The organism is Streptomyces sp. CA2R106 (assembly GCF_037034245.1).
Classification (GTDB): Bacteria; Actinomycetota; Actinomycetes; order Streptomycetales; family Streptomycetaceae; genus Actinacidiphila.
Genome location: NZ_JBAGKC010000001.1, coordinates 204809 through 229082 on the forward strand (window position 1 = coordinate 204809; position 24274 = coordinate 229082).

Sequence of the window (24274 nt, forward strand, 5' to 3'; positions counted from 1 at the left end):
GCCGATGATGAAGCATCGGCTTTACCCGAAAGCCGGAAATCAGGCCCGGAGAAGGAGGCTCGGGATGACGACAGCATTTCCCCGCCCCGAAGGCGCCCCCGGCACCACCGTCGACACCGTTCGCGGACCGGTTCCGGCGGACAGCCTCGGAGTGACGCTCTCGCACGAGCACATGTTCGTGCTCAGCCAGGAGTTCCAGACCAACTACCCCGCGCTGTGGGACGCGGCCGGCGGCGTGCGCAGCGCCGTCGCCCAGTTGCAGCGCGCCTACGACGCCGGGGTGCGCACCCTGGTGGACATGACGGTCATCGGCCAGGGCCGCGACCTCGACCTGGTGCTGCGCGTGGCCGCGCAGACCCCGCTCAACGTGGTCCTCGCCACCGGCGTGTACAGCCTGGACGGGGTGCCGCTGTTCGCGCGGTTCCGCGGCCCGGGCACCGACCTGGAGTCCGAGGACCCGCTCGTCGAGCTGCTGACCGGGGACATCACCGACGGCATCGGCGACACCGGAGTGCGCGCCGGGCTGGTCAAGTTCGCCTGCGAGAACGCCGAACTCGCCGCCCACGACCACCGGATGGCGGCGGTCGTCGCCGAGGTGCACCGCCGTACCGGCGTGCCCGTCGTGGTCCACTCCAACCCGTTCGAGGGCAACGGCGTCGACCTGGTCCGGCTGCTGGCGCGCGAGGGCGTCGACCCCGAGCGGGTGGTGATCGCGCACGCCGGCGACTCCCCGGACCTCGGCTACCTGCGCGCGCTCGCCGACACCGGCTGCATGCTCGGCTACGACCGGTACGGCATGGTCCCGTTCGCCCCCGACGAGCAGCGCAACGAGACCCTGGCCGCGCTCGCCCGCGCCGGCCACCTCGCCCAGCTGCTGGTCTCCCAGGACTACGCGGTGCACATCGACTACGTCACTCTGGCGCAGCGCCAGGAGATGTGGCCGGACTGGAGCTACACCCACCTGTTCGAGCGGGTGCTGCCCAAGCTCGTCCAGGAACCCGGCATGGACGAGGCCGCGGTCGCCACCCTGCTGGTCGACAACCCGCGGCGGCTGCTGCTGCGCAGCCCGGTGCGGGCCGCCGCGCAGGAGGTGCGCCATGCCGTCTGAGGCCGTCGCGCACCCGGCCGCGGGCGACGAGCCGTGGCTGAGCCTGGGCACCGACCTCCTCGTCGACGAGGAGCACGTCAAGTGCTGGGTGGAGCACGTGCCGCCCGGCGAGCGCCGCCCCCTGCACACCCACCGGCACCCCTGGGTCACCGTGGTGCTCTCCGGTGCGTACGTCGAGTCGCTCGACGAGCACGACAACCGGATCAAGACCGGCACCCTGATGAGTGGTCAGGTCGTGCACAACGACGCGTCGGCCCTGCCGCTGCGCCACTATGTCCGCAATCTCTCCGACCAGCCCCTGGTGATGGTCGCCATCGAGCTGCGCGAGGCGCAGCGACCGGAAGGAAGCGCGCCGTGAGCGACGAGCACTTCGAACCCCCCGCCGGCCCCGCCCTGGTGACCGGCGCCACCTCAGGACTCGGCACCGCCGTCGCGCGGGCCCTGGCCGAGCGCGGCTGGACCGTACTGGTGCACGGCCGCGACGCGCGCCGCACCGACGCGGTCGTCGCCGAGCTGCGCGCCGCGGGCCACCGCGCCCACCCCTACCTCGCCGACCTCGCCTCGCTGCGCGAGTGCGCCGAGCTGGCCCAGCGGGTGGCCGCCGACCACCCCAGCCTGGAGCTGGTGGTCAACAACGCCGGCGTCGGCTTCGGCGCCGACCAGCGCCGCCGGGAGCTGAGCGCGGACGGCTACGAGCTGCGGCTCGCCGTCAACTACCTGGCCCCGGTGGTGCTCACCCGGATGCTGCGGGCCCCGCTGCGCGCCGCCGGCCGCGCCCAGGTGCTCAACATCGGCTCCGTGGGCCAGTCCCCGCTGCCGCTGGACGACCCGCAGTTCACCCACGGCTACAGCGGCTCGGAGGCGTACACCCGCAGCAAGTTCGCGCTGGCCGCCTTCACCTTCGCCACCGCCGAGCAGTACGGCCGCGACGGCATCCAGGTCAACGTCTGCCACCCGGCGACCTACATGGACACCGCGATGACCCACGACTCGGGGATCACCCCCTGGACGAGCGTCGACGAGGGCGTTAGCGCGGTGCTCACCGCGGTGCGCGCCGGGCAGCGCGGCCGTACCGGGCTGTTCTTCAACGGCACTTCCACCGCCCGGGCGCACAGCCGCGCCTACGACAAGGGCTTCCAGCAGCGGCTGGCCGACCTCACCTCGAACCTGCTGTCCCGTGTGGAAGGAGTGGAAGCGGCGGTGTGGTGACCGCGGCGCCGGCGCGCTGCCGCTCGTCGACCATCGCACCGAGCTGCACCAGCACCCGTTCCTGGGCGATGGGCAGGTGCGTCACCAGCGTCGCCTGGATGTCGCCCAGGTGCAGCTTGACGTAGTCCAGCTCGATCCGGCCCAGCACCGGGTGGTCGAAGCGCCGCCGGTCCGGGTGCGCGGTCTCCACGCCCATGCCCTGCCACAGGGTGCGGAACAGCTCGCTGCGCTCCGCCAGTTCGGCGACCAGCCGGGTGAAGGACGGCTGCACCAGGCGGTCGGCGGCCTGCGCCCGGAACAGGGCCACCGTGTGCAGCGCGTGGTCCTCCCACTCCGGGTACAGGTCCTGGGTGCGCGGGTCGAACGTCATCAGCAGGACGTTCCGCTCCTCGGGCGGCAGCGTCTCGAACCAGGGGAAGAGCACGCACAGGCCCTCGTTCCACGCCAGCACGTCGAAACGCTGGTTGGTGATCAGCGCGGGCAGCGGGTCGAGCAGGCGCAGCAGCGCCAGGTAGGTGCCCGGCAGTTCGCGGGCGTCCCGCACATGCTGCTCCGGGCCGGGCTGGGGCAGCTGACCGGCCAGCCGGAAGAGGTAGTCGGTCTCCACCGGGTCGAGCTTCAGGGCCCGGGCGAGGCTGGCCAGCACCTGCCGGGAGACCTTGATCCGGCGGGCCTGCTCCAGCCACGTGTACCAGGTGAGGCTGACCCCGGCGAGCGCGGCCAGCTCCTCCCGCCGCAGCCCCTTGGCGCGGCGCCGGCCGAACGGCTGCGGCACCCCGGCCTCCTGCGGGGTCAGCGCCTCCCGCCGGCTGCGCAGGAAACCGGCGAGCTCCCTGCGCTGCTGCTCCTGGAGGTCCGTCTGTCGCGGGTGGTCCATCACGTCACTTCCTGTCCGGCTCCGTCGGCGGCCCCCAGCAGGTCCTCGGCGGACCGGCCGACGCGCGTCACCACGGCGTCCGGCCGAACCCGTACGGCCGTCCCGGATCGTATCCGCAGCGCCGAGCGCAGCCGCGGCGACTCGACCGCCCGCACCGCGGGGGCCCCGCCGGCGGAGGCGGCCGGCGCGGGGGCGCCGCCGCCGAAGAGCAGCACGGTGTCGCCCTCGCCGCCGAGCACGTCATGCAGCCAGCCGCCCTGCGGCAGCGGCAGGTCGGGCAGCCGCCCGCCCTCGGTGATCCGCCCCGAGCGCCGCCCGGCGCCGGGATAGGTCAGGGTGAGCTGCGCCTGCCGCGGCACCACCACCCGGTCCAGCAGCCCGGCGTGCTGCGCACCGCGCAGCAGCGTGTCGCGCACCGCGGCCTTCCAGCCGGTCAGCATCCACAGCCGGGTCTGCTGGTCGGTGTCGCGCACCACACCGCGCGCCACGTGCAGCCGCTCGCGCTCCCAGTCGTCCAGGCACCGCTGGGGTGCGGCGCCGAGGACGACCGGGGCGAGCCGCCAGGCCAGCGCGGAGACGTCCTCCAGGCCGGTGTTGAGGCCCTGGCCGCCGGCCGGGCTGTGGATGTGCGCGGCGTCGCCGGCCAGCAGCACCCGCCCCACCCGCCACCGCTCGGCCATCTTCCGGTGCACCCGGAAGACCCCGGTGCGGCCCTCGCCGGCCAGGTCGAACGGCACCGGGCAGCGCTCGGCGGCGGCCTGGCGCACCACCTCGGCCGGGTCGGCCACCTCGGCGTCCGGGGCGACGCTGACGAACGCCCGGTACAGCCCGCCCGGCAGGCCGACCACGACCAGCACCCCGGCGGGCGTCATGAAGTAGTGCGCCTCGTCGTGCGCGAGGCTCGTGCGCCACTCGCCGTCGGTGAGCAGGAACTGCTGCGGGTAGGACGCCCCGGTGAAGGGCACACCGAGCCGGTCGCGCACGGTGCTGTGCGCGCCGTCGCAGCCGACGAGCCAGGAGCACTCGGCGCCGCGGGCGCCCTGTGGGGTGCTCAGCGCCAGCTCGACGCCGTCGGCGTGCTGCCGGAAGTCCTCCAGCCGCACCCCGAACTCGATCGTGCCGCCGAGCGCCCGGAACCGCTTCCGCAGCACCTGCTCGGTCTGCTCCTGCGGGATGGACAGCGCGTACGGGTAGCGGGTGCCGCGCAGCTTGTCGAAGCGGGTACGGGCCAGGCGGCGCGGCCCCGAGTGGTAGTTCTGCGCCCGGATGACGTGGCCCAGGCGCGCCACCTCGTCCGCGGCGCCGACCCGGCCGAGCGCCTCCAGGCCGCGCGGCCACACGATGATGGCCTTGGCGTGCGGGTGCGGCCGGTCGACGCGTTCCAGCAGCCTGACCGGGACCCCGCGCTGCAGCAGTTCGCAGCCGAGGGTGAGCCCGACCGGTCCGGCCCCCACGATCGCGACGGGTGGTTGGGACATGGCCATCCTCTCCGTTTCCTGCGCTGTCTCCTGTGTGCTGTGCTGTTGCCGATCCGCCGGCGAGCGGGGTGACGCGCTGTCAGATCCCGCCGCCGGTGCTGATCAGGCCGCCGTCCACGGCGAGGGTCTGCCCGGTGACCCAGTCGGCGTCGGAGGACGCCAGGTAGGCCACCGCGGCGGCGATGTCCTCGGGCACGCCCAGCCGGCCCAGCGCGTAGCCGGCCGCGACGCTCTCCTCGCGGTCCTCGTAGAGCTTGGCCGCGAAGCGGGTCCTGACCACGGCGGGGGCGACGGCGTTGACCCGTATCCGCGGCCCGACCTCCTGGGCGAGCTGCGCGGTCAGGTGGATGAGCGCGGCCTTGCTGGCACCGTAGGCGCCGATGCCGGTGGCGGGCCGCATCCCGGCGACCGCGGTCATGTTCACCACGGCGCCGCCGTGCGCGCCCATCCACGCGTCCCGGGCCCGGGCCGTCCAGCCCACCGCGGCCAGCACGTTGACCTCGAAGACCTTCCGCAGCGCGTCCGGCGGCAGGTCGAGCACCGGGCCGAACACCGGGTTCACGCCGGTGTTGTTGACCAGGACGTCCAGCCGCCCGAACGTGTCGAGGGTGCGGGCCACGGCCTCGGCCTGGTGGTCGGGGTCGCCGGTGTGCCCGCTGACCGCCAAGGCGTGGGCGGGGCCGCCCAGTTCCTCGACCGCCTGCTTCAGGGCGTCCTCGCGGCGGCCGGTCAGGCACACCCGGGCGCCCTCGGCGACCAGCCGTTCGGCCACCGCGCGGCCGATGCCGCGGCTGGCTCCGGTGACGAGCGCGGTCCGCCCGCGAAATCGGGTGCCGTCGTGGTTCACGGTCCTTCGCCTTCCTGGTCGGGAGCGCCGGGTGGCGCGCCGGGGCTGGGGGAACGGGAGCTGGGGGGGAACGGTGCGGTGCGGGCCGGCCGGGGCCCTGCGGTGTCAGGTGCGGGCCGCCTCGGGGAGCGCGGCGGCCTGCGCGGCCTCGGCGCTCTCCGGGATGCGCACGGCCGCCTCGGCCGGAACCGCCGCCTGCTCCCGGGTCCTGGACCCGACGACCGCGACCAGCACCGTGGCCGCCGCGCAGAACCCGGCCATGACCCACATCACCGTGTGCAGACCGCCGGTGTACGAGTCGACGGCGACCTGCCGGAACGCCCCGCGCGCCGACGGCGGCACGCTGCGCACCGGACCGTCCAACTGCCCCTGGTTCAGTACGGCGGCCAGCGCGGCCGGCCGGTGCCCGTACGTGCCGGTGAAGCCGTCCAGGCTGCCGCCCAGCCGCATCCGGGTGGTGGTGACCAGGAGGGTGCCGGTCACCGCGATGGCCACCGCCTCACCGCCCAGCCGCATCGTGTTGAACATCCCGGCGGCCATCCCGGCCCGGTCCGGGTGCACCGCGGAGACCGCGGCGCCGTCCTGCACGCCGAAGGCGATCCCGACCCCGATCCCGATCAGCGCGTACGGGCCGAGCACCGCCCAGTTGCCGATCCCCGGGTGCAGCACCGTCAGCCAGGCCACGCCCAGCGCGGGCAGTCCGACCGAGACCGTGACCAGGTGCCGGATCTCGATCCACCGCAGCAGCGCGCCGGCGACCAGCGGCATGAAGACGGTGGGCACGGTGAGCATCAGCAGGTCCACACCGGCGTGCATGGTGGTCTGGCCGTTGACGGCGGTCAGGTAGCTCGGCAGGTAGACCAGCAGCGGCGTGAAGCCCGCGACCATCGCGACCGTCGCCACGCACAGCGACGCGAACCGCGGCTGCCGCAGCAGCGACAGGTCGGCCATCGGCCGCCGCTGCCGCGTCTCGACCACCACGAACGCGGTGAACAGCAGCACGCACACCACGTACGCGGCGAGGTTGAACGCCGACGCCCAGCCCCACTGCGGCCCCTCCAGCAGCGCCGCGATCAAGGTCGCGAGCGCGCCGGTGAGGGTGAAGGTGCCCGCCCAGTCCACCCGGGTGGACTCCGGGTCGCGGGACTCCGGCAGCAGGGTGGCCAGCGCCACCACGCCGGCCCCGACGATCGCGGGCAGCAGGAAGACCGCCCGCCAGCCGAGCGTGGTGGACAGCACCCCGGACACGAACGGCCCGAACGCCTGCCCGATGCCGACCGTGGTGCCGAAGACGGCGAACGCCCGGGCCCGGGCCGGGCCGTCGAAGGTGTTGGCCAGCACCGCGCTGCCGGAGGTGAGCACGGCGCCCGCGCCGATCCCGGCCACGGCCCGGGCCAGGTCGAGCATGAGGATGCCGCCGGCCAGCGCGGACAGCAGCGAGCAGAACGCGAACACGGCGCTGCCCACCAGGAAGACCCGCCGCCGGCCGAACCGGTCGGCGAACGCGCCGCTGGCGAGCATGAAGCTGGCGAACGTGAGGTCGTAGCCGTTCACGATCCACTGGTTGGAGGCCAGGCTGTTGTGGAAATCCGCGGCCACTCCTGGCATCGCCACCGAAGCACCGGTCAGCGAGATGGGCAGAAGCAGGCAGGCCAGCACCACTGTGACCAGGATGACGGCCGGGTGCCGTGCCGGTGCCGATGTGGCTTTCATCGACTTCCCCTCGGAAAGAGACTCGTGCGGTGAATTCGCATCGTGTTTCGACCCTAGGAGCGCGGCGCCCCGGGGTGAATTCCGCTTCGGATACCCCCGGATACCACTTTCGGGTAATCCCGCAGGCCGGGCGGAGGAGTACCCCGGTGCCGGCGCGCCAGCTACCGGGGGTACCGGATTCCGCCCGGCCGGGGTGGCACATGTGCTGGCATCAGCGGCACCACGCCCGCCGCCGCGTACGGCGCCAGGATGGGAGCCCCAGCGGAAGCACGAGGAGGAGAAATGACCGACACGTCGTCACGACGACTGCCCCGCGCCATGCTCGGCGGCGTCCTTGAGGTCTCCGCGGTCGGACTCGGCTGCATGGGCATGGCGGAGTTCTACGGCCGCACGGACGAGGCCGAGTCGATCCGCACCATCCACGGCGCCCTGGACCTGGGCATGGACTTCCTGGACACGGCCGCGATGTACGGCGCCGGACGCAGCGAGGAGATCGTCGGCAAGGCGCTGGCCGGCGGGCGGCGCGAGCGGGTGGTGCTGGCCACCAAGTGCGGCCTGGTGCGCACCGCCGACGGGGTGCGGGTGGACGGCCGCCCCGAGCAGATCCGGCGGGACATCGAGGAGAGCCTGCGCCGGCTGCGGACCGACCGCGTCGACCTGTACTACCTGCACCGGATCGACCCGCAGGTGCCCGTGGAGGAGTCGGTGGGCGCGATGGCCGAGCTGGTGCGGGCCGGCAAGGTGCGCTACCTGGGGCTGTCCGAGGCCGGTGCGGCCACGGTCAAGCGCGGGCACGCGGTCCACCCGATCACCGCGGTGCAGAGCGAGTACTCCCTGGCCAGCCGCGACCCGGAGCGCCAGGTGCTGCCGACGGCACGGGAGTTGGGCATCGGGTTCGTCGCCTACAGCCCCTTCAGCCGCGGTCTGCTCTCCGGCGAGGTCACCTCGCGGGCCGACCTGACCGACGGCGACATGCGCAGCGGGCTGCCCCGGTTCAGCGCGGAGAACCTCGGGACCAACCGCGAACTGGTCGGAAAACTCGCCGCGCTCGCGGGGGAGTTCGGCTGCACGCTGCCCCAACTCGCGCTGGCCTGGCTGCGGGCGCAGGACGTCGTACCCATCCCGGGCGCCAAGTGCCAGGACCACATGGCGGTGAACGCGGCGGCGGCCGAGGTCGTGCTCGACGCGGCCCAACTGGCCCGGATCGAGGAGCTGCTGCCGGTCGGCGCGTTCGCCGGGGAGCGCTTCCCCCCGCACCTGCTGGCCACGGTGGAGCAGGACTGACCGCAGGTCCGGCTGCCTGCGGGCCCGCCCACCCGGGGCCGGTCCGGCGGGCGGCCGGTCAAGCGGTCAAACGGGGCGCCTGGTCAGCCGGTCAGCCGGTCGGCCGGTCGGCCGGTCAAGCGGGCGGCCGGTCAGCTCATGGCGAGCAGCTCGCGCCGGTTCGCCACGCCCAGCTTGCCCAGCACGTTGCTCACGTGGTTCTTGACCGTCTGCCGGGCCAGGTGCAGTTCGGCGGCGATCTCGTCGTTGGAGCGGCGCGCCAGCAGCAGGCCCAGCACCTCCTGCTCGCGGGCGGTCAGCCGTACGTCGAGCTGCGGCTCGTACGCCTGGAGCAGCGCCTGCGGCGGCCGGTCACCGCGGTCCGGGCCGAGGTACCAGGCGCCGCGGCCGGCGGCGAGCAGCTCCACGGAGTGCAGCAACTGCCCGGCGTCCGCGGACCGGTGCACGAAGCCGTCGGCGCCCGCGATCATGCAGCGGGCCATCAGCCCGGGATCGCTGGACGCGGAGAAGACCAGCACCGACACCGGCCGGGCGAGCGCCTTCACCTGCTCGCACAGCGCGATGCCGTCGCCGGGCGCGGTCAGGTCGGGGTTGGTGACGAGCAGGTCGGTACGCCGCTCGCGTATCCCGCGCAGCGCCGCACCGGCGTCGCCGACCTCCACCACGACGTCCGCGCTGCCCGACCGCCGCAGCAGCGCGGCCAGAGCGTTACGCGAAAGGGGGAACGGGTCGGCCACCACGACGGTGCGGTAGCGGGACAGCGGCGGCGGCACAGCCTCAGTGGACATGGGGTTTCCTCATCAGGGTGAGTGGTGCCCGGTCCGTCGGCGCCGGCGGACGCCCTTGGGTAGGGGAACGCTAACCCCGCCCGCCTGCCGCGGAAGGCTCCGCTGACCGTAAGAGGAACGTGACTTCTCCCTTCTGCGCAGTGCCCGATGCCTCGCCGGTGGGCGGCCGATCTCCCGCTGGTGGCATTTCCCGTATTGGCGGCGGACGCGTTTCCCCGCCGGACTCTTACCGCGGGTTGCCGGGCCACCTGTTGGCAAGAAGCGGGTCGGCTATGCTGGGCGCAGCTCAGCGTCGAAACAGGGGCATGCACGCCGGCCTTCATCGGACACGGGCAGGGGGAGCAGCGTGCACAACGAACAGACCGACCAGGGCTGCCCGGTCGGCGAAATCGCCGAGCAATTCACTGCCCGGATACCGGAGTTGGTGGCGGGTTACCGAGCCCGGCTGCTGGCGGTGAACAGTCCGCTCGCGTGTGACCAGGCCGCGTGGGAACAGTGCGAGTTACAGGCCCTGCGTATCCTCGGCGACTGCGCGGGAACCCTCGCCCGGGGTACGGCCACGGTCACCGAGACCCACATCAGCGAGGTGCTGGACCTGGGCAGTGAACGGGTCCGGCAGGGCGTGCACCTGACCCACTCGGTGCGGGCCGGCATGATCCTGTCCGACCTGGCGCTCACCGCGCTGGAGGAGTGCGCGGCGGGCGCCCCCGCGCCGCTGCTGCTCCAGGCCGTGCGGGCCCTTCAGAACGGCGTCGGCCTGCGGCTGGAGTCCGGTTCGATCGGCTACGACTCCTTCCTGCTGCACCGGGTGCGGGAGATCCACGACCAGGACCACCGCCGGCTCGCCCGGGAGATCCACGACCAGATCGGCAACGCGCTGAGCCTCGCGGTCCGGAAGATCGAGCTCTACGAGGTCGAGCGCGAGCGCGCCGGCGAGCAGCTCTCCGGGCACGTCCGCCAGTCCAAGGACGCCCTGCTGGAGGCGATCGGCCGCAGCCGGGAACTCGTCACCGAACTGCGCCGGCCCGCCGTCATGGGCTCGCTGGAGACCGCGCTGAAAGGGTTCGCCGCCTCCCTCGGGGAGTCCGGCGCCCCGGTGCAGCTATGGGTGCGCGGCCTGGACGAGTGGGTGCCGGCGCCGGTCGCCGAGGAGCTGTTCATCATGGTCCGCGAGTGCCTGCGCAACGCCTGGACGCACGCCGCGGCGCCCAACATCGTGGTGCACATCGACATCGCCCCGCATGAGATCCAGGCAGAAGTCATCGACAACGGCACCGGCTTCGACGTCGGTGCCGTGCGCTCCGGCGGCCGGACCAACGGGCTGCTCAGCCTCCAGGAACGGGCCGACCTGGTGGGCGGCACCCTGCACATCGACTCCGCCCCGGGCCTCGGCACCCGGGTCACCATCTGGGTCCCCATCCGTGAGGAGCAGGCAACTCCATGAGCACTGTCAGCGAGCCCGTCGGCGAGGACCCGATCCGCATCCTGGTCGCCGACGACCATGTGCTGCTGCGCGAGGCCCTGTGCGAACTGCTGGACACCGAGCCCGGGTTCGAGGTGGTCGCACAGGCCGGCAGCGGCACCGAGGCGGTGGCCCTGGCCGGCCGGCACCGGCCCGACGTGCTGCTGCTGGACATCGAGATGCCCGAGAACGACCCGCCGGAGACGGTACGCCGGCTCCTGGCCCAGCAGCCCGGGCTGCGGATCATCGTGCTGAGCATGTACGACGGGCAGCAGCTGGTGCAGAAGCTGCTCTCGCTCGGGGTGCGCGGCTATCTGCACAAGGGCGCCGAACGGCACACCCTGGTCTCCGCGATCCGGCAGTCCGCGGGCGGCCGGAACACCGTCACCATCTCCGTCTCCCCGGACAGCCTGCGCCCGGGCGCGGCCCCCCGGACCGGCCAGGAGGCGCTTTCCACCCGGGAGTTGGAGGTCATCACGCTGGTCGCGGAGGCGCTGAGCAACCGGCAGATCGCCAGCCGCCTCGGCATCACCGAGGGCACCGTCAAGCGGCACCTGCGGAACATCTTCGCCAAGCTGGAGGCCGTCTCCCGGATCGACGCGGTCAACCGGGCCACGGCGCTGGCGCTGATCCCGCAGCGGGCCGCCGGAGCAGGGGCCGAGCCCACGGGCCGCCGCTGAGCTACGGCGGCCGCTTCCGCGACCTCTTCCGCGACCTCTTCCGCGACCTCTTCCGCGACCACTACCGGCCGACGCAGTCCGCCGGGTCCAACCGCCGCCCGGTGACGTCGGGTTCCGCGTCGCACACCAGGAACTCCACGGCGGCGGCCAGCTCCTCGACCAGCTCGTCGACCTGCTTCTCGCCGGCCCGGCCACCCTCGCGCGGGGTCCGGTGCCCGGCCGCGGCCACGGTGACCGCCGACACCCCGAAGGGACCCAACTCCTCGGCGAGCAGCAGGGTGATGGCGTCCAGCCCGGCCCGGGAGACCAGTTCGGTGACATGCGGCGGTCGCGTGGACGGCGGCGGCACCACGTTCACGATCCGGCCCCGGCCGCTGTCCACCAGGTGGCGCTGCGCCGCCCGGCTGAGCAGCAGGGGTGCGCGCAGCCGGGCCCGGATCACCCCGTCCCAGTCCGACTCCTCCTCCAGCGGGCGCAACTGCCCCGCGGGCCGCACGTGCTGGGGGAGGTTGACCACCACGCTGGGCGGGCCCAGGGCTTCCACCACGCGCAGCACCGCGGCCTCCGCCTCGTGCAGGAAGCCGAGGTCGGCGCCGAACGCCCGTACCGACGCCCGGTGCTCGACCATCGCGTCGAGGGTGCCGACGCACCACGACTCCTTCAGGTCGATCGCCGCCACCGCGAACTGCCGTGCCGCCAGCCGCCGTACCACGGCGGCGCCGACGCCACGGCCGGCTCCGGTCACTATCGCCACGGGGTGGGGGGATGTCGACACAGGAATCTCCTTTTCCGGAAGCGCCGGCAGCCGTTCGCCCGTCCCGGCAGGGCTGCACCGGCCTGCGTGGTCCCACGCTATTCGACGGTGGAGCGCGCCGGGGCGGGGCTGCTCCGTAATCGGCGGGCCGATGCCCCGAAAGTGACATGCGCGCTGCCACCACAGCGGCACGCACCTGGTCCGGCAGCGGGTTTCCGGCCTGATCTCACCCGTCCTTCACCCGATCCGCACCCGGCCCTCACCTGGTCCGGACCTGCGGACATACCGCGGTTCCCGGTGCGGGCTACTCCTTTGGGCGAACTTCCCGTAACCCTTCCAGTGCGCCCGCGTGTGTCCCGGACGAGGAATATATTCGCCCCGGTTGCCCGCATAGTGTCCGAGCCATGCAGACGGATATCGCACTGACTCGAGCGGCTCGCCCGCAGCGAAACGGCGTGGCCGCATTCGCGAACCACGTGCACGGTTTTCTGCTCGAATCCCGGCCCGCCGTCCAGGTCGTATTCATGCTGCGCTTCTTCGCGGCGGCTGCGCTGTCCGGCGGGCCGGCGGACGGCCGGCTGTGGTGGGCCGCCGCGGCCTGGTCGCTGGCCACCATGGCCGTCTACGTCGTCAACGGCGTGATGGACGTGACCGAGGACCGGGCCAACGGCTCCAGCCGGCCGATCGCCCGCGGCGCGCTGCCCGCCCCGGTCGCCACCACGCTGGTCGCCGCCGCGTCGGTGCTGTCGCTGGCGCTCGCGGCCGCGGTCGACGCCCGGGTGCTGCTGCCGCTGGTGGCGCTGCACCTGGCGTGCGGCTACGCCTACTCGGGCCCGCCCTTCCACGGAAAGCGCCGCGGCAGCACCACCGCGCTGCTGGTGCTGGGGCTGGGCGTGCTCACCTACGCGGCCGGCTGGAGCGCGGGGGGCCGGCACGCGGGCCTGCCGGTGCTGCTGCTGGGCGTGGCCATGTCGCTGTGGATGGCGGGCGTGGGGGCGCTGGCGAAGGACCTCTCGGATGTCGCGGGCGACGCGCTCGGCGGCCGCCGGACCCCCGTCATCGTCTGGGGCGAGGTGCGCACCCGGGCACTGACCGCGGTGAACGCGGTCCTGATCGGTGCCGGCTTCCTCACGGCGAGCCTGCTGCGGGCCACCAGCCTGGTACCGGTGGCGGCGGTGCTGCTGCTCGGCGGTGCGGCGGTGGCCGTCCTGGTCGCCACCACCCGCCACGGCGCGACCCGAGCGGTGCGCCGACTGCCCTACCGGGCCTTCATGTTCACCCAGTACGCGGTCCAGCTCCTGGTGCTGGCCCGCTTCCTCCTCGGCCTGGTCCACGGCTGATCCGGCCCCGGCCGCCCTGGGGCTCCCCGCCGACCGCGGGGAGCCCCACCGGCGCGCCCGGGGCCGCCGCGTCAAGGGGATACGGCCCCCCACCGGGCCGCTGACGGGGTCGCCGTCCCCCGCAGGAGCTACGCGGGAGTGCGCACTTCATGGTGACGATTCCGGCCCGCCCGCTCCGTAGCGTTCCGGTCAACCGCGGTGGACCCGCCGCGGTCGGGATCGGAGGGTGGCGTCGATGAAGCTGGTGTGGCAACTCGGGGCGGTGGCGGTGGTCGCCTTCGCCGGCGGGCAGGTCCTCGGTGCGGTGGAGGGGGCCTGGCCGGCCAGGTGCGCCGCCGGCGTCGCCACCGCGGTGCTCGCGGTGCTCGTCTACGGCTGGGTGGTGCGGCGGACCGAGCACCGGCCGTCACTGGAGGTCTCCCGGCAGGGCGCGGCCGGCGGGCTCGTCCGCGGCATGCTGATCGGCGCCGTGGCGTTCGGCCTGGTGATCACCGACATCGCGGGCATGGGCTACTACCACGTGCACGGCCGCGGCAGCGTGACCGGCGCCGTCGGCCTGTTCGGCTTCATGGCCGCGGCCGCCGCGACGGAGGAACTGATGTTCCGCGGTGTGCTGCTGCGGATCGTCGAGGGCCGCTTCGGCACCTGGACGGCGCTGGTGGCCGTCAGCGCGGTGTTCGGCGCGCAGCACCTGACCAACGCCGACGCCACCGTGTGGGGCGCGGTCGCCATCGCGATCGAGGGCGGCGGAATGCTCGGCGCCGCCTACATAGCGACCCGCAAGCTGTGGGTGCCGATCGGCCTGCACTTCGCCTGGAACTTCGCCGAGTCCGGCGTCTTCAGCACCGAAGCCTCCGGCAACGGCGCGAGCAAGGGCCTGCTGGACTCCACCACGTCGTCCGGCCACGCGCTGGTCACCGGCGGCTCCTTCGGCCCCGAAGGCAGCCTGTACTCCGTGGTGTTCTGCTCGCTGGTGACGCTCGGCTTCCTGCTGCTGGCCCGCCGCCGCGGCCACGTCCTGCCCCCGCGCCGGCGCGTCGCCGCCGCCGTCCCGGCCGCCGCTACAGTCGCCCGGTGACCCAAGTCCCGATGCCGCAGCGGTGGCGGCCGTCCGCACGGTGGCGGGTGCCCGAGCGGTGGCGGCGGGTCGGCGCCGCCACCTGGTACGTCCCGCTCGGGCCCGGCCTGCTCGCCGCGTCCCTGCTCGCCGAGCCGCACGGCCACGGGACGCAGCTCGGCGGCGTGGCCGACCGCCACTTCGGCGCCCTAGCGGTCGTCACGATCGCCCTGGAGTGCCTGCCGCTCGTCCTCAGCCGCCGGTGGCCCGTGCACTGCCTCGCGCTGGTCTCGGCGGGCTTCTGCGTCGACCAGCTGCGCGGCTACCACTCGGTGGCCGGCACCGCGCTGCCGCTGGCCCTGCTGCTCGCGGGATACCGCGTGGGAGGTCGACGGCGCCTGGTCGCAGCGGCGTTCACCGCCGGCTACGCGGCGCTGGCGGTGGCGCTGGCCCGGATCGCCGACGGCGAGTCCGTCAGCGGCTTCGTGGCGTTCTACCTCGCACTGGCCCTGGCCTGGGGCGCGGGCGCCTGGCTGCGCGCCAACCGGGCCGCGGAGGCCGAGCGCCGCCGCCGCGTCGCCGAGGACACCCGCAGCGCCGAACGCACCCGCATCGCCCGCGAGTTGCACGACGTGGTGACCCACCACGTCACGGCGATGGTCGTCCAGGCCGAGGCCGCGCGCTACCTGACCGCTGACCCGGACCGGCTCGACCAGGCCCTGTCGGCGGTCACCGACACCGGCCGGCTGGCGGCCGCCGACCTGCGGCACCTGCTGGACCTGCTGGACCCCTACCAGCCGGCCGGCGACCGCACCCCGGTCGTCGGGCGGCTGGCCACCCTCGTCGAGCAGACCCGACGGGCCGGCCAGCCGGTGGAGTTCACCGAGGAGGGCGCCCCGCCAGAACCGGCCGGCAGCTCCGACCTGGTCGCCTACCGCGTCGTCCAGGAAGCCCTCACCAACGCCCTCAAGTACGCCCACGGCAGCCGTACGTCGGTCCGCGTGCGGCACGCCGGGAAGGAGATCACCGTGGAGGTCGGCACCGACCCGGGACCCGGCACCGCGCCGACCGCGGCCCGCGCCGCCGGGGCCGCCCGCGCCGCGGAACTCGGCGGCAGCGGCCGCGGCCTGGCCGGGCTGCGCGAACGCGTCGGCGTCCTGGGCGGCGAGTTCCGCGCCGGACCCGGCCCCGACGGCCGCTTCGTCGTCCACGCGCGGATACCCGCCGGGAGCCCGTCGTGAGCGCCCCGATCCGCGTGCTGGTCTGCGACGACCAGATGCTGGTCCGCACCGGCCTGGTGACGATCATCGGCGCCCAGCCCGACCTGGAGGTCGTCGGCGAGTGCGGCGACGGCCGGACCGCCGTCGACCTCGCCGGGCGGCTGCGTCCCGACCTCGTCCTGATGGACGTGCGCATGCCGGTCCTCGACGGCATCGAGGCCACCCGGCAACTGGCCGGCGCGGGCGTCGCGCACCCCGTCAAGGTGCTCGTGGTGACCACCTTCAACCTCGACGAGTACGTCTACGAGGCGCTGCGCGCCGGTGCCAGTGGTTTCCTGCTCAAGGACGCCCCGCCGGCCCGGCTGCTCAGCGGCATCAGGACGGTCGCCTCCGGCGCGGCCCTCCTGGACCCGGAGGTGACCCGGCAGCTCGTCGGCCGCTACGCCGCCCGTATCCGCCCCGCCGACGGCCCGGCCCCGCAGACGCCGCTCACGCCGCGGGAGGCGGAGGTGCTGCGGCTGATCGCCGAGGGGCTGTCCAACAGCGAGATCGCCGCGGCCCTCACCATCAGCCAGGAGACCGTGAAGACGTTCGTCTCGCGCATCCTCGCCAAGCTGCACCTCCGCGACCGCGTCCAGGCCGTCGTCTACGCCTACCGCCAGGGCCTGGTGACCTGAGTCCGCCCGCCCGCGGCTGCCGCCCGCCGGCGGGGGACGCGGTCAGCGGGCGGACGTGCCGCACCGGCCGAACAGCGCGAGCAGCCGGTCGGTGTCGGTGCACTGCGCCGGCGACGGCGGCCGGCCGGCGCCGAAGAGCCCCGCGCGTTCGACATCGCCCAGCACGACCGGGGCCAGCGCGAGCAGGGTGCTGGCGAGGTCCGCGGGCAGCGGCGCCGGCACACCGGTCGACGCGCCGATGTCCCAGGCATGCACGGCCAGTTCGAACGCACCGGTCAGCGCGGTCAGCTCGACGTCCCGCCGCCCGCGCGGCGCCCGCCCGGCCACCGTGATCAGCTCCTCGACCGCCAACCCGGCCCGGACGCAGCCGACGTCCGTCCGGGAGACGGGCACGGGGCCGCTGTCGCCGAGGAGTTCGGCCAGCACCTCGGCCGAGTCCGCGACGTGCAGCACCAGCGTGCCCAGGTCCCAGGCGGAACACGGGGTGGGGCCGGCCGGATCGGCCCGCAGGGCCCCGTCCAGGCAGCCCCGCATGACGCGGGCGGACCGGACGAGGAGGTCGAGCGCGTGCGGTGCCCCGGTCATGGCCGCCGCGGCGGCAGCGTCAACGGCAGCCCGAAGCCCGGAAACAGCCCGTCCCCGAGGAACACGGTGATCCGCGCCACCAGCCCGCCGCGCGGCTCGACCACCTGGATGGCGTGCGCGGTGAACGTCCCGTCGTCCGCCTCGGTGTACGTCGCGACCGCCGGGTAGCCGTTCGCCGACGTCGCCAGGCCCCGGCGGGCCCGGCTGAACACCCGGCGGACATGGTGGTCGAGCACGGCCGCGCGGCCGCGGAACCAGACGGGGATCGGCGGCATCTCGTACTCCACGTCCGCCACGAGCAGTTCGGCCAGCGCCGCCACGTCCGCGGCCTCGAACGCCCGCAGGTAGCGGTGCAGCAGACCGGAGTCCAGGTCGGGCGGGGCGACCACCCGGTCCTGCACCGGCACGTCGACGGCCAGGGTCGCCCGTGCCCGCTGGAGGAGGCTGCGGACGACGGTGACGGTCACCCCCAGCGCCTCCGCCGCCTCCGCCGGGGTGTAGCCGACCACCTCGACCAGCAGCAGGGCGGCGCGCTGCCGCACCGGGAGCTTCTGGAAGGCCGCGACCAGCGCGAGCCGGGTGCTGTCCCGCAGTGCCACGACCGTGGCTGGGTCGTCCGCCCGCGCCGGCCCGGCGAGCGCGGACGTCGGCGCGGGCTCCAGCCACGAGACGCGGTCCAGGTGCGGGAGTTCGGCCGGACCGGCGTCGGGCACCCCGGTGCCGAGGCCGGAGGGGAGCACCCGGCGGTGGGTGCTGCCGAGCGCCGTGAGGCAGGTGTTGGTGGCGATGCGGTAGAGCCAGGTCCGCAGCGAGGAGTGGCCGTTGAACTTCGGGTAGCCGCGCCAGGCCCGCAGCAGCGTCTCCTGGACCAGGTCCTCGGCGTCGTGCAGGGAGCCGACCATGCGGTAGCAGTGCGCGAGCAGCTCGCCGCGGTAGGGGTCGGCCAGTTCGGCGAAGGGGCCGCCGGTCGGCGTGTCGGCGTCACCTGACATCGAACTCCCCTTCCTCGGCAGGCGAGTTGGCCGCACCGCCGTCGCGCGTCTCCGCGCCCGGCCCCGCTCCCGTACGGGAACCCGCACCCGAATCCGTACCCGCTTCCGTACGCTTCGCGCGTCCCGGCGCGAACAGGCCGGTCACCGCGCCGGCGAAGGCGAGGACCGCCGTCGTGGCGATCGCCGCGGTGAACCCGTCGGTGAAGTCCGCCGGGGAGCGGTCGCTGCCGTGTGCGGCGAACACCGCGGCGGCGACCGCGATGCCGAGCGCCCCGCCGACCTGCCGCACCGTGTTGAACGTGCCGGCCGCCTTCCCCATCGACGAGGGCGGTGCCGCGCTCATCACCGCGGTCTGCTGGGCCGGCATCGCCATGGAGGTGCCGACCCCGGAGGCCATCAGGGCCGCGGCCATCTCGCTGTACGGGCCGTGCCGGTGGGCCGCGACCGCCAGCCAGACCAGCCCGGCGCCCTGGAGCGCCAGCCCCGCCGAGATCAGCACCCGGGCACCGATCCGGTCCTGCAACCGGCCGGCGACGGGGGCGACGAAGAACAGCGGCACCGTCCACGGCAGGAACCGGACGCCCGCGCCGAGCGGCGAGTTGCCCAGGGCCACCTGGAGGAACTGGGCGAGGAAGAAGACGGTGGCGAACAGCGACGCGGTGAGCAGCAGCGCCGACAGGTTGCCGGCCGCGAACGCGCGGTTCCCGAACAGCCGCATGGGCAGCATCGGCCGGCTGGCCCGCAGTTCCCACCCGATACACGCCGCCAGCAGCACCGCGCCGCCGGTCAGGGTGCCCACCACCTCCGCTCCGGACCAGCCGGCCGCGCCGGAGCGGACCAGACCCCACACGATCGCGCACATCGACCCCGCGGCCAGTAGCAGGCCCAGCAGGTCGGGCCGGGTCGAACCGCCCTTCTCCTCGGTCAGCTTGGCCGACGCGACGACCAGGACGAGCGCGATCAACGGGACGTTGATCCAGAAGATCCACTGCCAGGCAAGGCCCTGGGCCACCGCGCCGCCGACCAACGGACCGCCGACGACGGCCAGTCCGGTGACGGCGGCGTAGATCCCCATCACGGTGCCGCGCCGGTGGCCGGGCGTCGCCGCGGTGAGCAGCGCGAGCGAGGCGGGCAGGATCAGCGCCCCGCCGGCGCCCTGGACGACCCGGGCGGTGATCAGGGTCCCGACGTTCGGCGCGAGCGCGCAGGCCGCGGAGGCCAGCGCGAAGACGATCAGGCCGAGCAGGTAGGCCCGTTTGCGGCCGATCCGGTCGCCGAGTTCCGCGCCGGGGATCATCAGCGCGGCGAAGCTGAGGCTGAACGCGTTGACCGTCCACTCCAGTCCGGCCATGGACGCGCCGAGGTCGTGGCGGATCGTCTGGAGGGCGGTGGCGACGACGAGCTGGTCGAGGGCGACGATCAGGCTGGCCGCCGCCGTGGCGGCGAGTACCCAGCCCAGTGGCGCGGGCGGTCCCGGCCGCGCGGTGATGCTCATGGTGAGTGGTCCTTCCGGTAAAGGGGGCCTGGCGGTATCGACTCGCGGGGGCCGCCTCGTTCACCGGTCGGCGGAGGGGCTCTTCGGGTTGCGGTCGGGTTGCGGACGGCTTCCCGGGCCCGCGACCGGTGAACCGCGCCCGCGGCCGGGGTCGAAGAAGGAGAGGACGCACACCGCCCCGGCATCCGGGCCGGCGCGGGAGACCCGACGGAGGCCGTTCATGAGCACGATCGCGATCATCAGGTACCAGGTACGGGCCGAGGCCGCCGAGGAGAACCAGCGGCTGGTGGAGAAGGTCTACGCCGAACTGGCCGCGGGCGAACCCGGCGGTCTGCGGTACGCGACCTTCCGGCTCGACGACGGCGTGACCTTCGTCCACGTCGCGCTCACCGAGGGCGCGGGCGACCCGCTGCGGACGGCGAGCGCCTTCCAGGAGTTCCAGCGCGGCATCGGCGACCGCGTCGTGCCCGGCACCCTCACCCGCGGCGAGGCCGCGCTCGTCGGCGCGTACCGCTTCCTCGGCGTGTGACGCGTGACGTGTGACGGGTCCGCCGCGGTGCGGGAGAACTCGCCGCGGAGGGAGGTGTGTTGCCCGTAGCGGCGGCCCGAGACGCTTTTCCCGGCCTTTTGGTTCCCCGGGGATTGCGGCGGAACGCGCACCTGGGAAGATCATGACGCGGGGCGCGGCGGGGGCCGTGCGAGGAAGCGCCCCGGCGGCCGTGCCGTTGGTGGCGTGCGGTCCGCCCGAGCCGTCAAGAGCGGGGAGCGATGGGGTCGTTGGAGGGTGCGCGCGGCGCGGACCGGATCGCACGGGCCGAACGGGCCCGCGAGGCGCAGCGAAGGCGGCACCCGCTCACCGCCGAACCCCCCGAGCGGTCCCGTACGGCGTACGCGTGCGCGGGGCTGGCCGGGCGGGCGCCGAACGGCGGCCGTGACGTCACCACCGTCGAACTCGCCCCCACTGCCCGGCGGTTCACCGCGCTCCTGCTCGATCTGCTGATCGCCGCGGCCTCGCTGGCGGTGCCCGGCGCGCTGGCCGCCGCGCTTCAGTACGCGGTGGACCGCCATGGCCAGGGCTGCTTCCTGCTCGCCTTCTGGCTGCTCGGCTTCGGCTGGCTGACCTGCTACGGCGCGGTGTTCGCCACCCTGTGCGGCGGCACCCCCGGCATGCTGCTCACCGGGCTGCGGCTGGCCCGGCTGTGGGACGGCCACACCCGCCCGACCTGGCGGCAGGCGGTACGGCGGGCCCGCGCCATGGCGACCCTGGGCTGGCTGGTCCCGGGGGTCAACGTGGTGGTCGTGCTCAGCCGGCTCGGCCACGTCCTGGCCCGGCGGCCGTACCACCACAGCACGTTCGACACCGCCGCGCGCACGGTCGTGGTCCGCCGCCCGCCCGGCCGCTGACCTCGGGCCTTCCCCCGGACGCCGACCCAGGGAACTCACCACCGCCGTTTTCCGTCTACAGTCCTGTAGTCAGACATGGCTGGAGGACGGCGCCGCGCGGCGCCAGGAAGGCGGCGGCCTCGTGAAGCGGTCCCGACACGGCGGCGGTGGCGGCGCGGGCAGGACGGGGGCGGCCGTCGGCGCCGGGGCCGAACTGGCCCTGTCCAAGGTACCCGAGGCCACCGCGCTGTTCTGGCTGACCAAGGTGCTCACCACCGGAATGGGCGAGACCACCTCGGACTACCTCGGCCGCGTCCTGGGGCCGGTCGGCGCCGGGGCGATCGGGCTGTTCGGGCTGGCCGGCCTGCTGGCGCTCCAGTTCCGCGCCACCCGCTACTCGGCGTGGACGTACTGGTCGGCGATCGTCATGGTGAGCGTCTTCGGCACCATGGCCGCGGACGTCGTGCACGTGGTGGCGGGCGTGCCCTACGCGGTCTCGGCGGCCGCCTTCGCGGTGATCCTCGCGGCGCTGCTCACCGCCTGGTACCGCAGCGAGTGCACCTTGTCTATCCACAGCATCCGCACCCGGCGGCGCGAGACCTACTACTGGGCCACGGTGCTGGCCACGTTCGCGCTGGGCACCGCCGTCGGCGACCTCACCGCGGGCGGCCTGCACCTGGGCTACTTCTCCTCCGGCGTGCTGTTCGCCGCGCTGATCGCGGTGCCCGCCGCGGCCCGGTTCGGCTTCCGGGCCGACCCGGTCGCCACCTTCTGGACCGCCTACGTGCTGACCCGCCCGCTCGGCGCCTCCTTCGCCGACTGGATGGGCGCCTCCACCGCCCACGGCGGCCTCGGCTGGGGCACCGGCCCGGTCAGCGGTGTCCTCGGGCTGCTCATCGCGGCGCTCATCACGCTGCTGTCCCTCCGCTCGCCGCAGCGCAAAGGCGGCTCCCCGAGCCCCCGGCCGGGGGTACGGGAAACCGCCTTGCACTGACCGCCGGGGCGGGGGTCAGGTCACAGCTCCGTGGCCGCCGCCGCTTCCGCCTCGGCCTGGGCCCGCGCCTGCGCGCCGGACAGCCGGCGCAGCGGGACCTCCTTGATCGTCAGCATCAGCAGGAACGCCAGCAGGGCGACCCCGGCGACGATGATGAACACCAGGTGCATCGAGTCGGCGAAGCCCTGCTTGAAGGGCGCCGCCAGCGCCGGGTCGAGGTGCTTGAGGAACGACGAGTCGGTGACCACCGACTTCGCGCTCTTCGGCGACAGCGCGTCCGGGTGCGCGGCGACCGCCTTCTGGAAGTCCGGGTGCGACTTCGCCTTGCCGAGCGCCGTGGTGATCTTCCCGCCGACCGTGCTGAACAGCACGGACAGGAAGATCGCGGTGCCCGCGGTGCCGCCGAGCTGCCGGAAGAACGTCGCCGACGCGGTCGCGGTGCCCATGTCCTGCGGTGGCACCGCGTTCTGCACCGACAGCACCAGCGTCTGCATGGTCAGGCCGAGCCCGGCGCCCATGAGCAGCATGAAGCCCATGGTCTCCGGCAGCGGGGTGTCCCACTGCACCTTGAAGTGGAAGAGCAGCATCGCCACGACCATCAGCGCGGTGCCGATCACCGGGAAGATCTTGTAGCGCCCGGTCCGCGACGTGGCCTGGCCGGTGCCGATCGAGGCGGCCATCATCCCGAGCATCAGCGGCAGCATCTCCAGGCCCGACCGGGTCGGGCTGGCGCCCTTCACGATCTGGAGGTACTGCGGGATCATCAGCAGCCCGCCGAACATCGCCATGCCGACGAGCAGGCTCAGCAGGCTGGTGCGGCTGAAGACGTTGTTGCGGAACAGCCGCATCGGGATCAGCGCCTCGTCGCCCATCCTGCGCTCGACGAAGATCCAGGACACCACGCCGACGACGCCGATCACGTAGCAGAGCAGCGCGCGCGTCGACAGCCAGCCCCACGTCTCGCCCTGCTCGGCGATGAGCAGCAGCGGCACCAGGCCGACCACGATGGTCAGCGCGCCCCACCAGTCGATCCGGTGGTCCCGCCGGGTGTGCGGCACGTTGAGCACCCGGGCGACCACGAACAGCCCGATGATCCCTATCGGCACGTTGACCAGGAAGACCCAGCGCCAGCCGGCGATGCCCAGCACCGAGTTCTGCCCGGCGAGGAACCCGCCGATCAGCGGGCCGGCCACGCTGGAGGTGGCGAAGACCGCCAGGATGTACCCCTGGTAGCGGGCCCGTTCGCGCGGCGGCACGATGTCGCCGATGATCGCCAGCGCCAGCGACATCAGACCGCCGGCCCCGAGGCCCTGGAAGGCCCGGAAGACCGCCAGCTCGATCATCGAGGTGGAGAAGGTGCACAGCACCGAGCCGACGATGAAGATGCTGATCGCCGCGATGAAGTACGGCTTGCGGCCGTGTATGTCGGACAGCTTGCCGTACAGCGGCGTGGCGATGGTCGAGGTGATCAGGTAGGCGGTGGTGGTCCACGCCTGCTGGTTCAGCCCGTGCAGGTCGTCGGCGATGGTCCGGATCGCGGTGCTGACGATGGTCTGGTCGAGGGCGGCCAGGAACATGCCCAGCATCAGGCCGCTGAGGATGGTCAGGATCTGGCGGTGCGTCAGCCCGCCCGGCGCGGCGGCGGCCGCGGGCGCCGCCGGCTCCGGGGCCGCCCCTGACGGTGGTGAGGTCCGGCTGCTACTGCTCACGTGACGTTCTCCTGGATCTGACCCGGGATGCGGGCCCGGTGGCGGTGCTGAGGTCGGAGGGGGCGGCGGTGCCGCCCGGCGCGCCGGCGCCCTGCGCGGGGGCCGGCACGCGGTCGTGGCCCGGCGCGCACACGGGCCGTACGTACTGCTCGCCGAAGTCGTCGTTGAACCGGGCCAGCAGGCGGCCGAGTTCCCGGCGGTCCCGGGCGGGCCAGGCGGCGAGCGCCTCGGCCAGCTTCTGGTCGCGCTGCGCGCGGTAGCGCTGCACGGCGGCGAGCCCCTCCCCGGTCGGGGAGAGCAGGGCGCCGCGGCCGTCCTCGGGGTCGGGGCGCCGCTCGACCAGGCCCCGTTCGACCAGCGAACGGATCTGCCGGCTCACGGTGGACAGGTCGAGCAGGGTGTCGGCGGCCAGGTCGGTGGCCCGGCGCGGGCCGCCCTCGGCGAGCCGGCCCAGCAGCACCCGGTCGCCCCAGCCCTCGTCCCGGGCCCGCTGCTTCCAGGCGCCGATCAGCCGCGTCAGCCGCGCCATCTCGTCGCCGACGGCCGCGCTCTCCTGTATCACGTCGGAAGGGTCGGCCGCGTCCGTTTCGGTATCCGTCGCCCTCGCCCCCTGTTGTCCGAT

The 24274-nt window shown here is 74.0% G+C and carries 24 protein-coding genes; 13 read left to right on the top strand and 11 right to left on the bottom strand.

The annotated features are described in order from the left end of the window. Positions 1-64 precede the first annotated feature (64 nt). Genes WA788_RS00900 through WA788_RS00910 form a run of 3 tightly spaced genes read left to right on the top strand, consistent with a single transcriptional unit; the run spans position 65 to position 2317 of the window. Complete coding sequence (locus WA788_RS00900; protein ID WP_335970529.1) at positions 65-1108, top strand: phosphotriesterase family protein; 1044 nt, start codon at positions 65-67, stop codon at positions 1106-1108. Next, positions 1098-1466 (top strand): cupin domain-containing protein, encoded by a 369-nt coding sequence (locus WA788_RS00905; protein ID WP_335970531.1) that lies wholly within the window; start codon positions 1098-1100, stop codon positions 1464-1466. Before WA788_RS00900 ends, WA788_RS00905 begins: the two co-directional genes overlap by 11 nt. After that, positions 1463-2317: an SDR family NAD(P)-dependent oxidoreductase gene (locus WA788_RS00910; protein ID WP_335970533.1), complete on the top strand. Its 855-nt coding sequence runs from the start codon at positions 1463-1465 to the stop codon at positions 2315-2317. The genes WA788_RS00905 and WA788_RS00910 overlap by 4 nt, the downstream gene beginning before the upstream one ends. Here the strand turns inward: WA788_RS00910 and WA788_RS00915 are convergent. The 4 genes from WA788_RS00915 to WA788_RS00930 all read right to left on the bottom strand — a co-directional run bounded on the left by WA788_RS00915 (position 2265) and on the right by WA788_RS00930 (position 7232). Then, positions 2265-3194 (bottom strand): helix-turn-helix transcriptional regulator, encoded by a 930-nt coding sequence (locus tag WA788_RS00915; RefSeq protein ID WP_335970535.1) that lies wholly within the window; start codon positions 3192-3194, stop codon positions 2265-2267. The two genes, WA788_RS00910 and WA788_RS00915, sit on opposite strands and share 53 nt — an antisense overlap. Continuing rightward, positions 3194-4672, bottom strand: a complete 1479-nt coding sequence (locus WA788_RS00920; protein ID WP_335970537.1) for an FAD-dependent oxidoreductase — start codon at positions 4670-4672, stop codon at positions 3194-3196. Before WA788_RS00920 ends, WA788_RS00915 begins: the two co-directional genes overlap by 1 nt. A 79-nt stretch (positions 4673-4751) precedes the next feature. Next, the gene (locus WA788_RS00925; protein ID WP_335970539.1) at positions 4752-5519 is read right to left on the bottom strand and encodes an SDR family oxidoreductase; all 768 of its coding nucleotides are present in this window, start codon (positions 5517-5519) and stop codon (positions 4752-4754) included. A gap of 105 nt (positions 5520-5624) precedes the next feature. Beyond that, positions 5625-7232, bottom strand: a complete 1608-nt coding sequence (locus WA788_RS00930) for an MFS transporter (protein ID WP_335970540.1) — start codon at positions 7230-7232, stop codon at positions 5625-5627. 282 nt (positions 7233-7514) lie between these two features. On the opposite strand from WA788_RS00930, the gene WA788_RS00935 reads away from it, so the two are divergent. Continuing rightward, complete coding sequence (locus WA788_RS00935; RefSeq protein WP_335970541.1) at positions 7515-8516, top strand: aldo/keto reductase; 1002 nt, start codon at positions 7515-7517, stop codon at positions 8514-8516. Positions 8517-8647: 131 nt separating this feature from the next. Here the strand turns inward: WA788_RS00935 and WA788_RS00940 are convergent, their stop codons facing one another. Then, positions 8648-9304 (bottom strand): response regulator transcription factor, encoded by a 657-nt coding sequence (locus WA788_RS00940; protein WP_335970544.1) that lies wholly within the window; start codon positions 9302-9304, stop codon positions 8648-8650. Positions 9305-9650: 346 nt separating this feature from the next. Here WA788_RS00940 and WA788_RS00945 point away from each other — a divergent pair, with 346 nt between their 5' ends. Both WA788_RS00945 and WA788_RS00950 read left to right on the top strand, forming a co-directional pair. Next, entirely contained in the window at positions 9651-10748 is a 1098-nt protein-coding gene (locus WA788_RS00945) for a sensor histidine kinase (protein WP_335970545.1), read from the top strand. Then, entirely contained in the window at positions 10745-11446 is a 702-nt protein-coding gene (locus WA788_RS00950) for a response regulator transcription factor (protein ID WP_335970547.1), read from the top strand. The genes WA788_RS00945 and WA788_RS00950 overlap by 4 nt, the downstream gene beginning before the upstream one ends. A 61-nt stretch (positions 11447-11507) precedes the next feature. On the opposite strand, the gene WA788_RS00955 is transcribed toward WA788_RS00950, so the two are convergent. Beyond that, positions 11508-12221, bottom strand: a complete 714-nt coding sequence (locus tag WA788_RS00955) for an SDR family NAD(P)-dependent oxidoreductase (protein ID WP_335970549.1) — start codon at positions 12219-12221, stop codon at positions 11508-11510. Positions 12222-12655: 434 nt separating this feature from the next. Here WA788_RS00955 and WA788_RS00960 point away from each other — a divergent pair, with 434 nt between their 5' ends. The 4 genes from WA788_RS00960 to WA788_RS00975 all read left to right on the top strand — a co-directional run bounded on the left by WA788_RS00960 (position 12656) and on the right by WA788_RS00975 (position 16494). Further along, entirely contained in the window at positions 12656-13540 is an 885-nt protein-coding gene (locus tag WA788_RS00960; RefSeq protein WP_335970551.1) for a UbiA prenyltransferase family protein, read from the top strand. Between the two features lie 235 nt (positions 13541-13775). Continuing rightward, positions 13776-14618: a CPBP family intramembrane glutamic endopeptidase gene (locus WA788_RS00965; RefSeq protein ID WP_335970553.1), complete on the top strand. Its 843-nt coding sequence runs from the start codon at positions 13776-13778 to the stop codon at positions 14616-14618. An 11-nt stretch (positions 14619-14629) separates the two neighbouring features. Continuing rightward, complete coding sequence (locus WA788_RS00970) at positions 14630-15838, top strand: sensor histidine kinase (RefSeq protein WP_335971218.1); 1209 nt, start codon at positions 14630-14632, stop codon at positions 15836-15838. Continuing rightward, on the top strand, positions 15835-16494 hold the full coding sequence (locus tag WA788_RS00975; RefSeq protein ID WP_335970555.1) for a response regulator transcription factor: 660 nt from the start codon (positions 15835-15837) through the stop codon (positions 16492-16494). The genes WA788_RS00970 and WA788_RS00975 overlap by 4 nt, the downstream gene beginning before the upstream one ends. A 42-nt stretch (positions 16495-16536) precedes the next feature. On the opposite strand, the gene WA788_RS00980 is transcribed toward WA788_RS00975, so the two are convergent. Genes WA788_RS00980 through WA788_RS00990 form a run of 3 tightly spaced genes read right to left on the bottom strand, consistent with a single transcriptional unit; the run spans position 16537 to position 19566 of the window. Next, positions 16537-17079, bottom strand: a complete 543-nt coding sequence (locus WA788_RS00980; RefSeq protein ID WP_335970557.1) for a hypothetical protein — start codon at positions 17077-17079, stop codon at positions 16537-16539. Beyond that, complete coding sequence (locus WA788_RS00985) at positions 17076-18071, bottom strand: RNA polymerase subunit sigma-70 (RefSeq protein ID WP_335970558.1); 996 nt, start codon at positions 18069-18071, stop codon at positions 17076-17078. The genes WA788_RS00980 and WA788_RS00985 overlap by 4 nt, the downstream gene beginning before the upstream one ends. Then, positions 18061-19566 (bottom strand): MFS transporter, encoded by a 1506-nt coding sequence (locus tag WA788_RS00990; protein WP_335970559.1) that lies wholly within the window; start codon positions 19564-19566, stop codon positions 18061-18063. The genes WA788_RS00985 and WA788_RS00990 overlap by 11 nt, the downstream gene beginning before the upstream one ends. Before the next feature lie 220 nt (positions 19567-19786). Here WA788_RS00990 and WA788_RS00995 point away from each other — a divergent pair, with 220 nt between their 5' ends. The 3 genes from WA788_RS00995 (at position 19787) to WA788_RS01005 (ending at position 21943) form a co-directional block, all read left to right on the top strand. Further along, positions 19787-20095: a hypothetical protein gene (locus tag WA788_RS00995; RefSeq protein WP_335970561.1), complete on the top strand. Its 309-nt coding sequence runs from the start codon at positions 19787-19789 to the stop codon at positions 20093-20095. Between the two features lie 239 nt (positions 20096-20334). Next, positions 20335-20970, top strand: coding sequence for an RDD family protein (locus WA788_RS01000; RefSeq protein ID WP_335970564.1), 636 nt, complete (start codon positions 20335-20337; stop codon positions 20968-20970). 121 nt (positions 20971-21091) lie between these two features. Beyond that, complete coding sequence (locus tag WA788_RS01005; RefSeq protein WP_443033937.1) at positions 21092-21943, top strand: COG4705 family protein; 852 nt, start codon at positions 21092-21094, stop codon at positions 21941-21943. Positions 21944-21963: 20 nt separating this feature from the next. Here WA788_RS01005 and WA788_RS01010 read toward each other — a convergent pair whose 3' ends face one another. Further along, on the bottom strand, positions 21964-23652 hold the full coding sequence (locus WA788_RS01010; protein WP_443033938.1) for an MDR family MFS transporter: 1689 nt from the start codon (positions 23650-23652) through the stop codon (positions 21964-21966). Next, entirely contained in the window at positions 23642-24214 is a 573-nt protein-coding gene (locus WA788_RS01015) for a MarR family winged helix-turn-helix transcriptional regulator (protein ID WP_335970566.1), read from the bottom strand. The genes WA788_RS01010 and WA788_RS01015 overlap by 11 nt, the downstream gene beginning before the upstream one ends. Between the last annotated feature and the right edge of the window lie 60 nt (positions 24215-24274).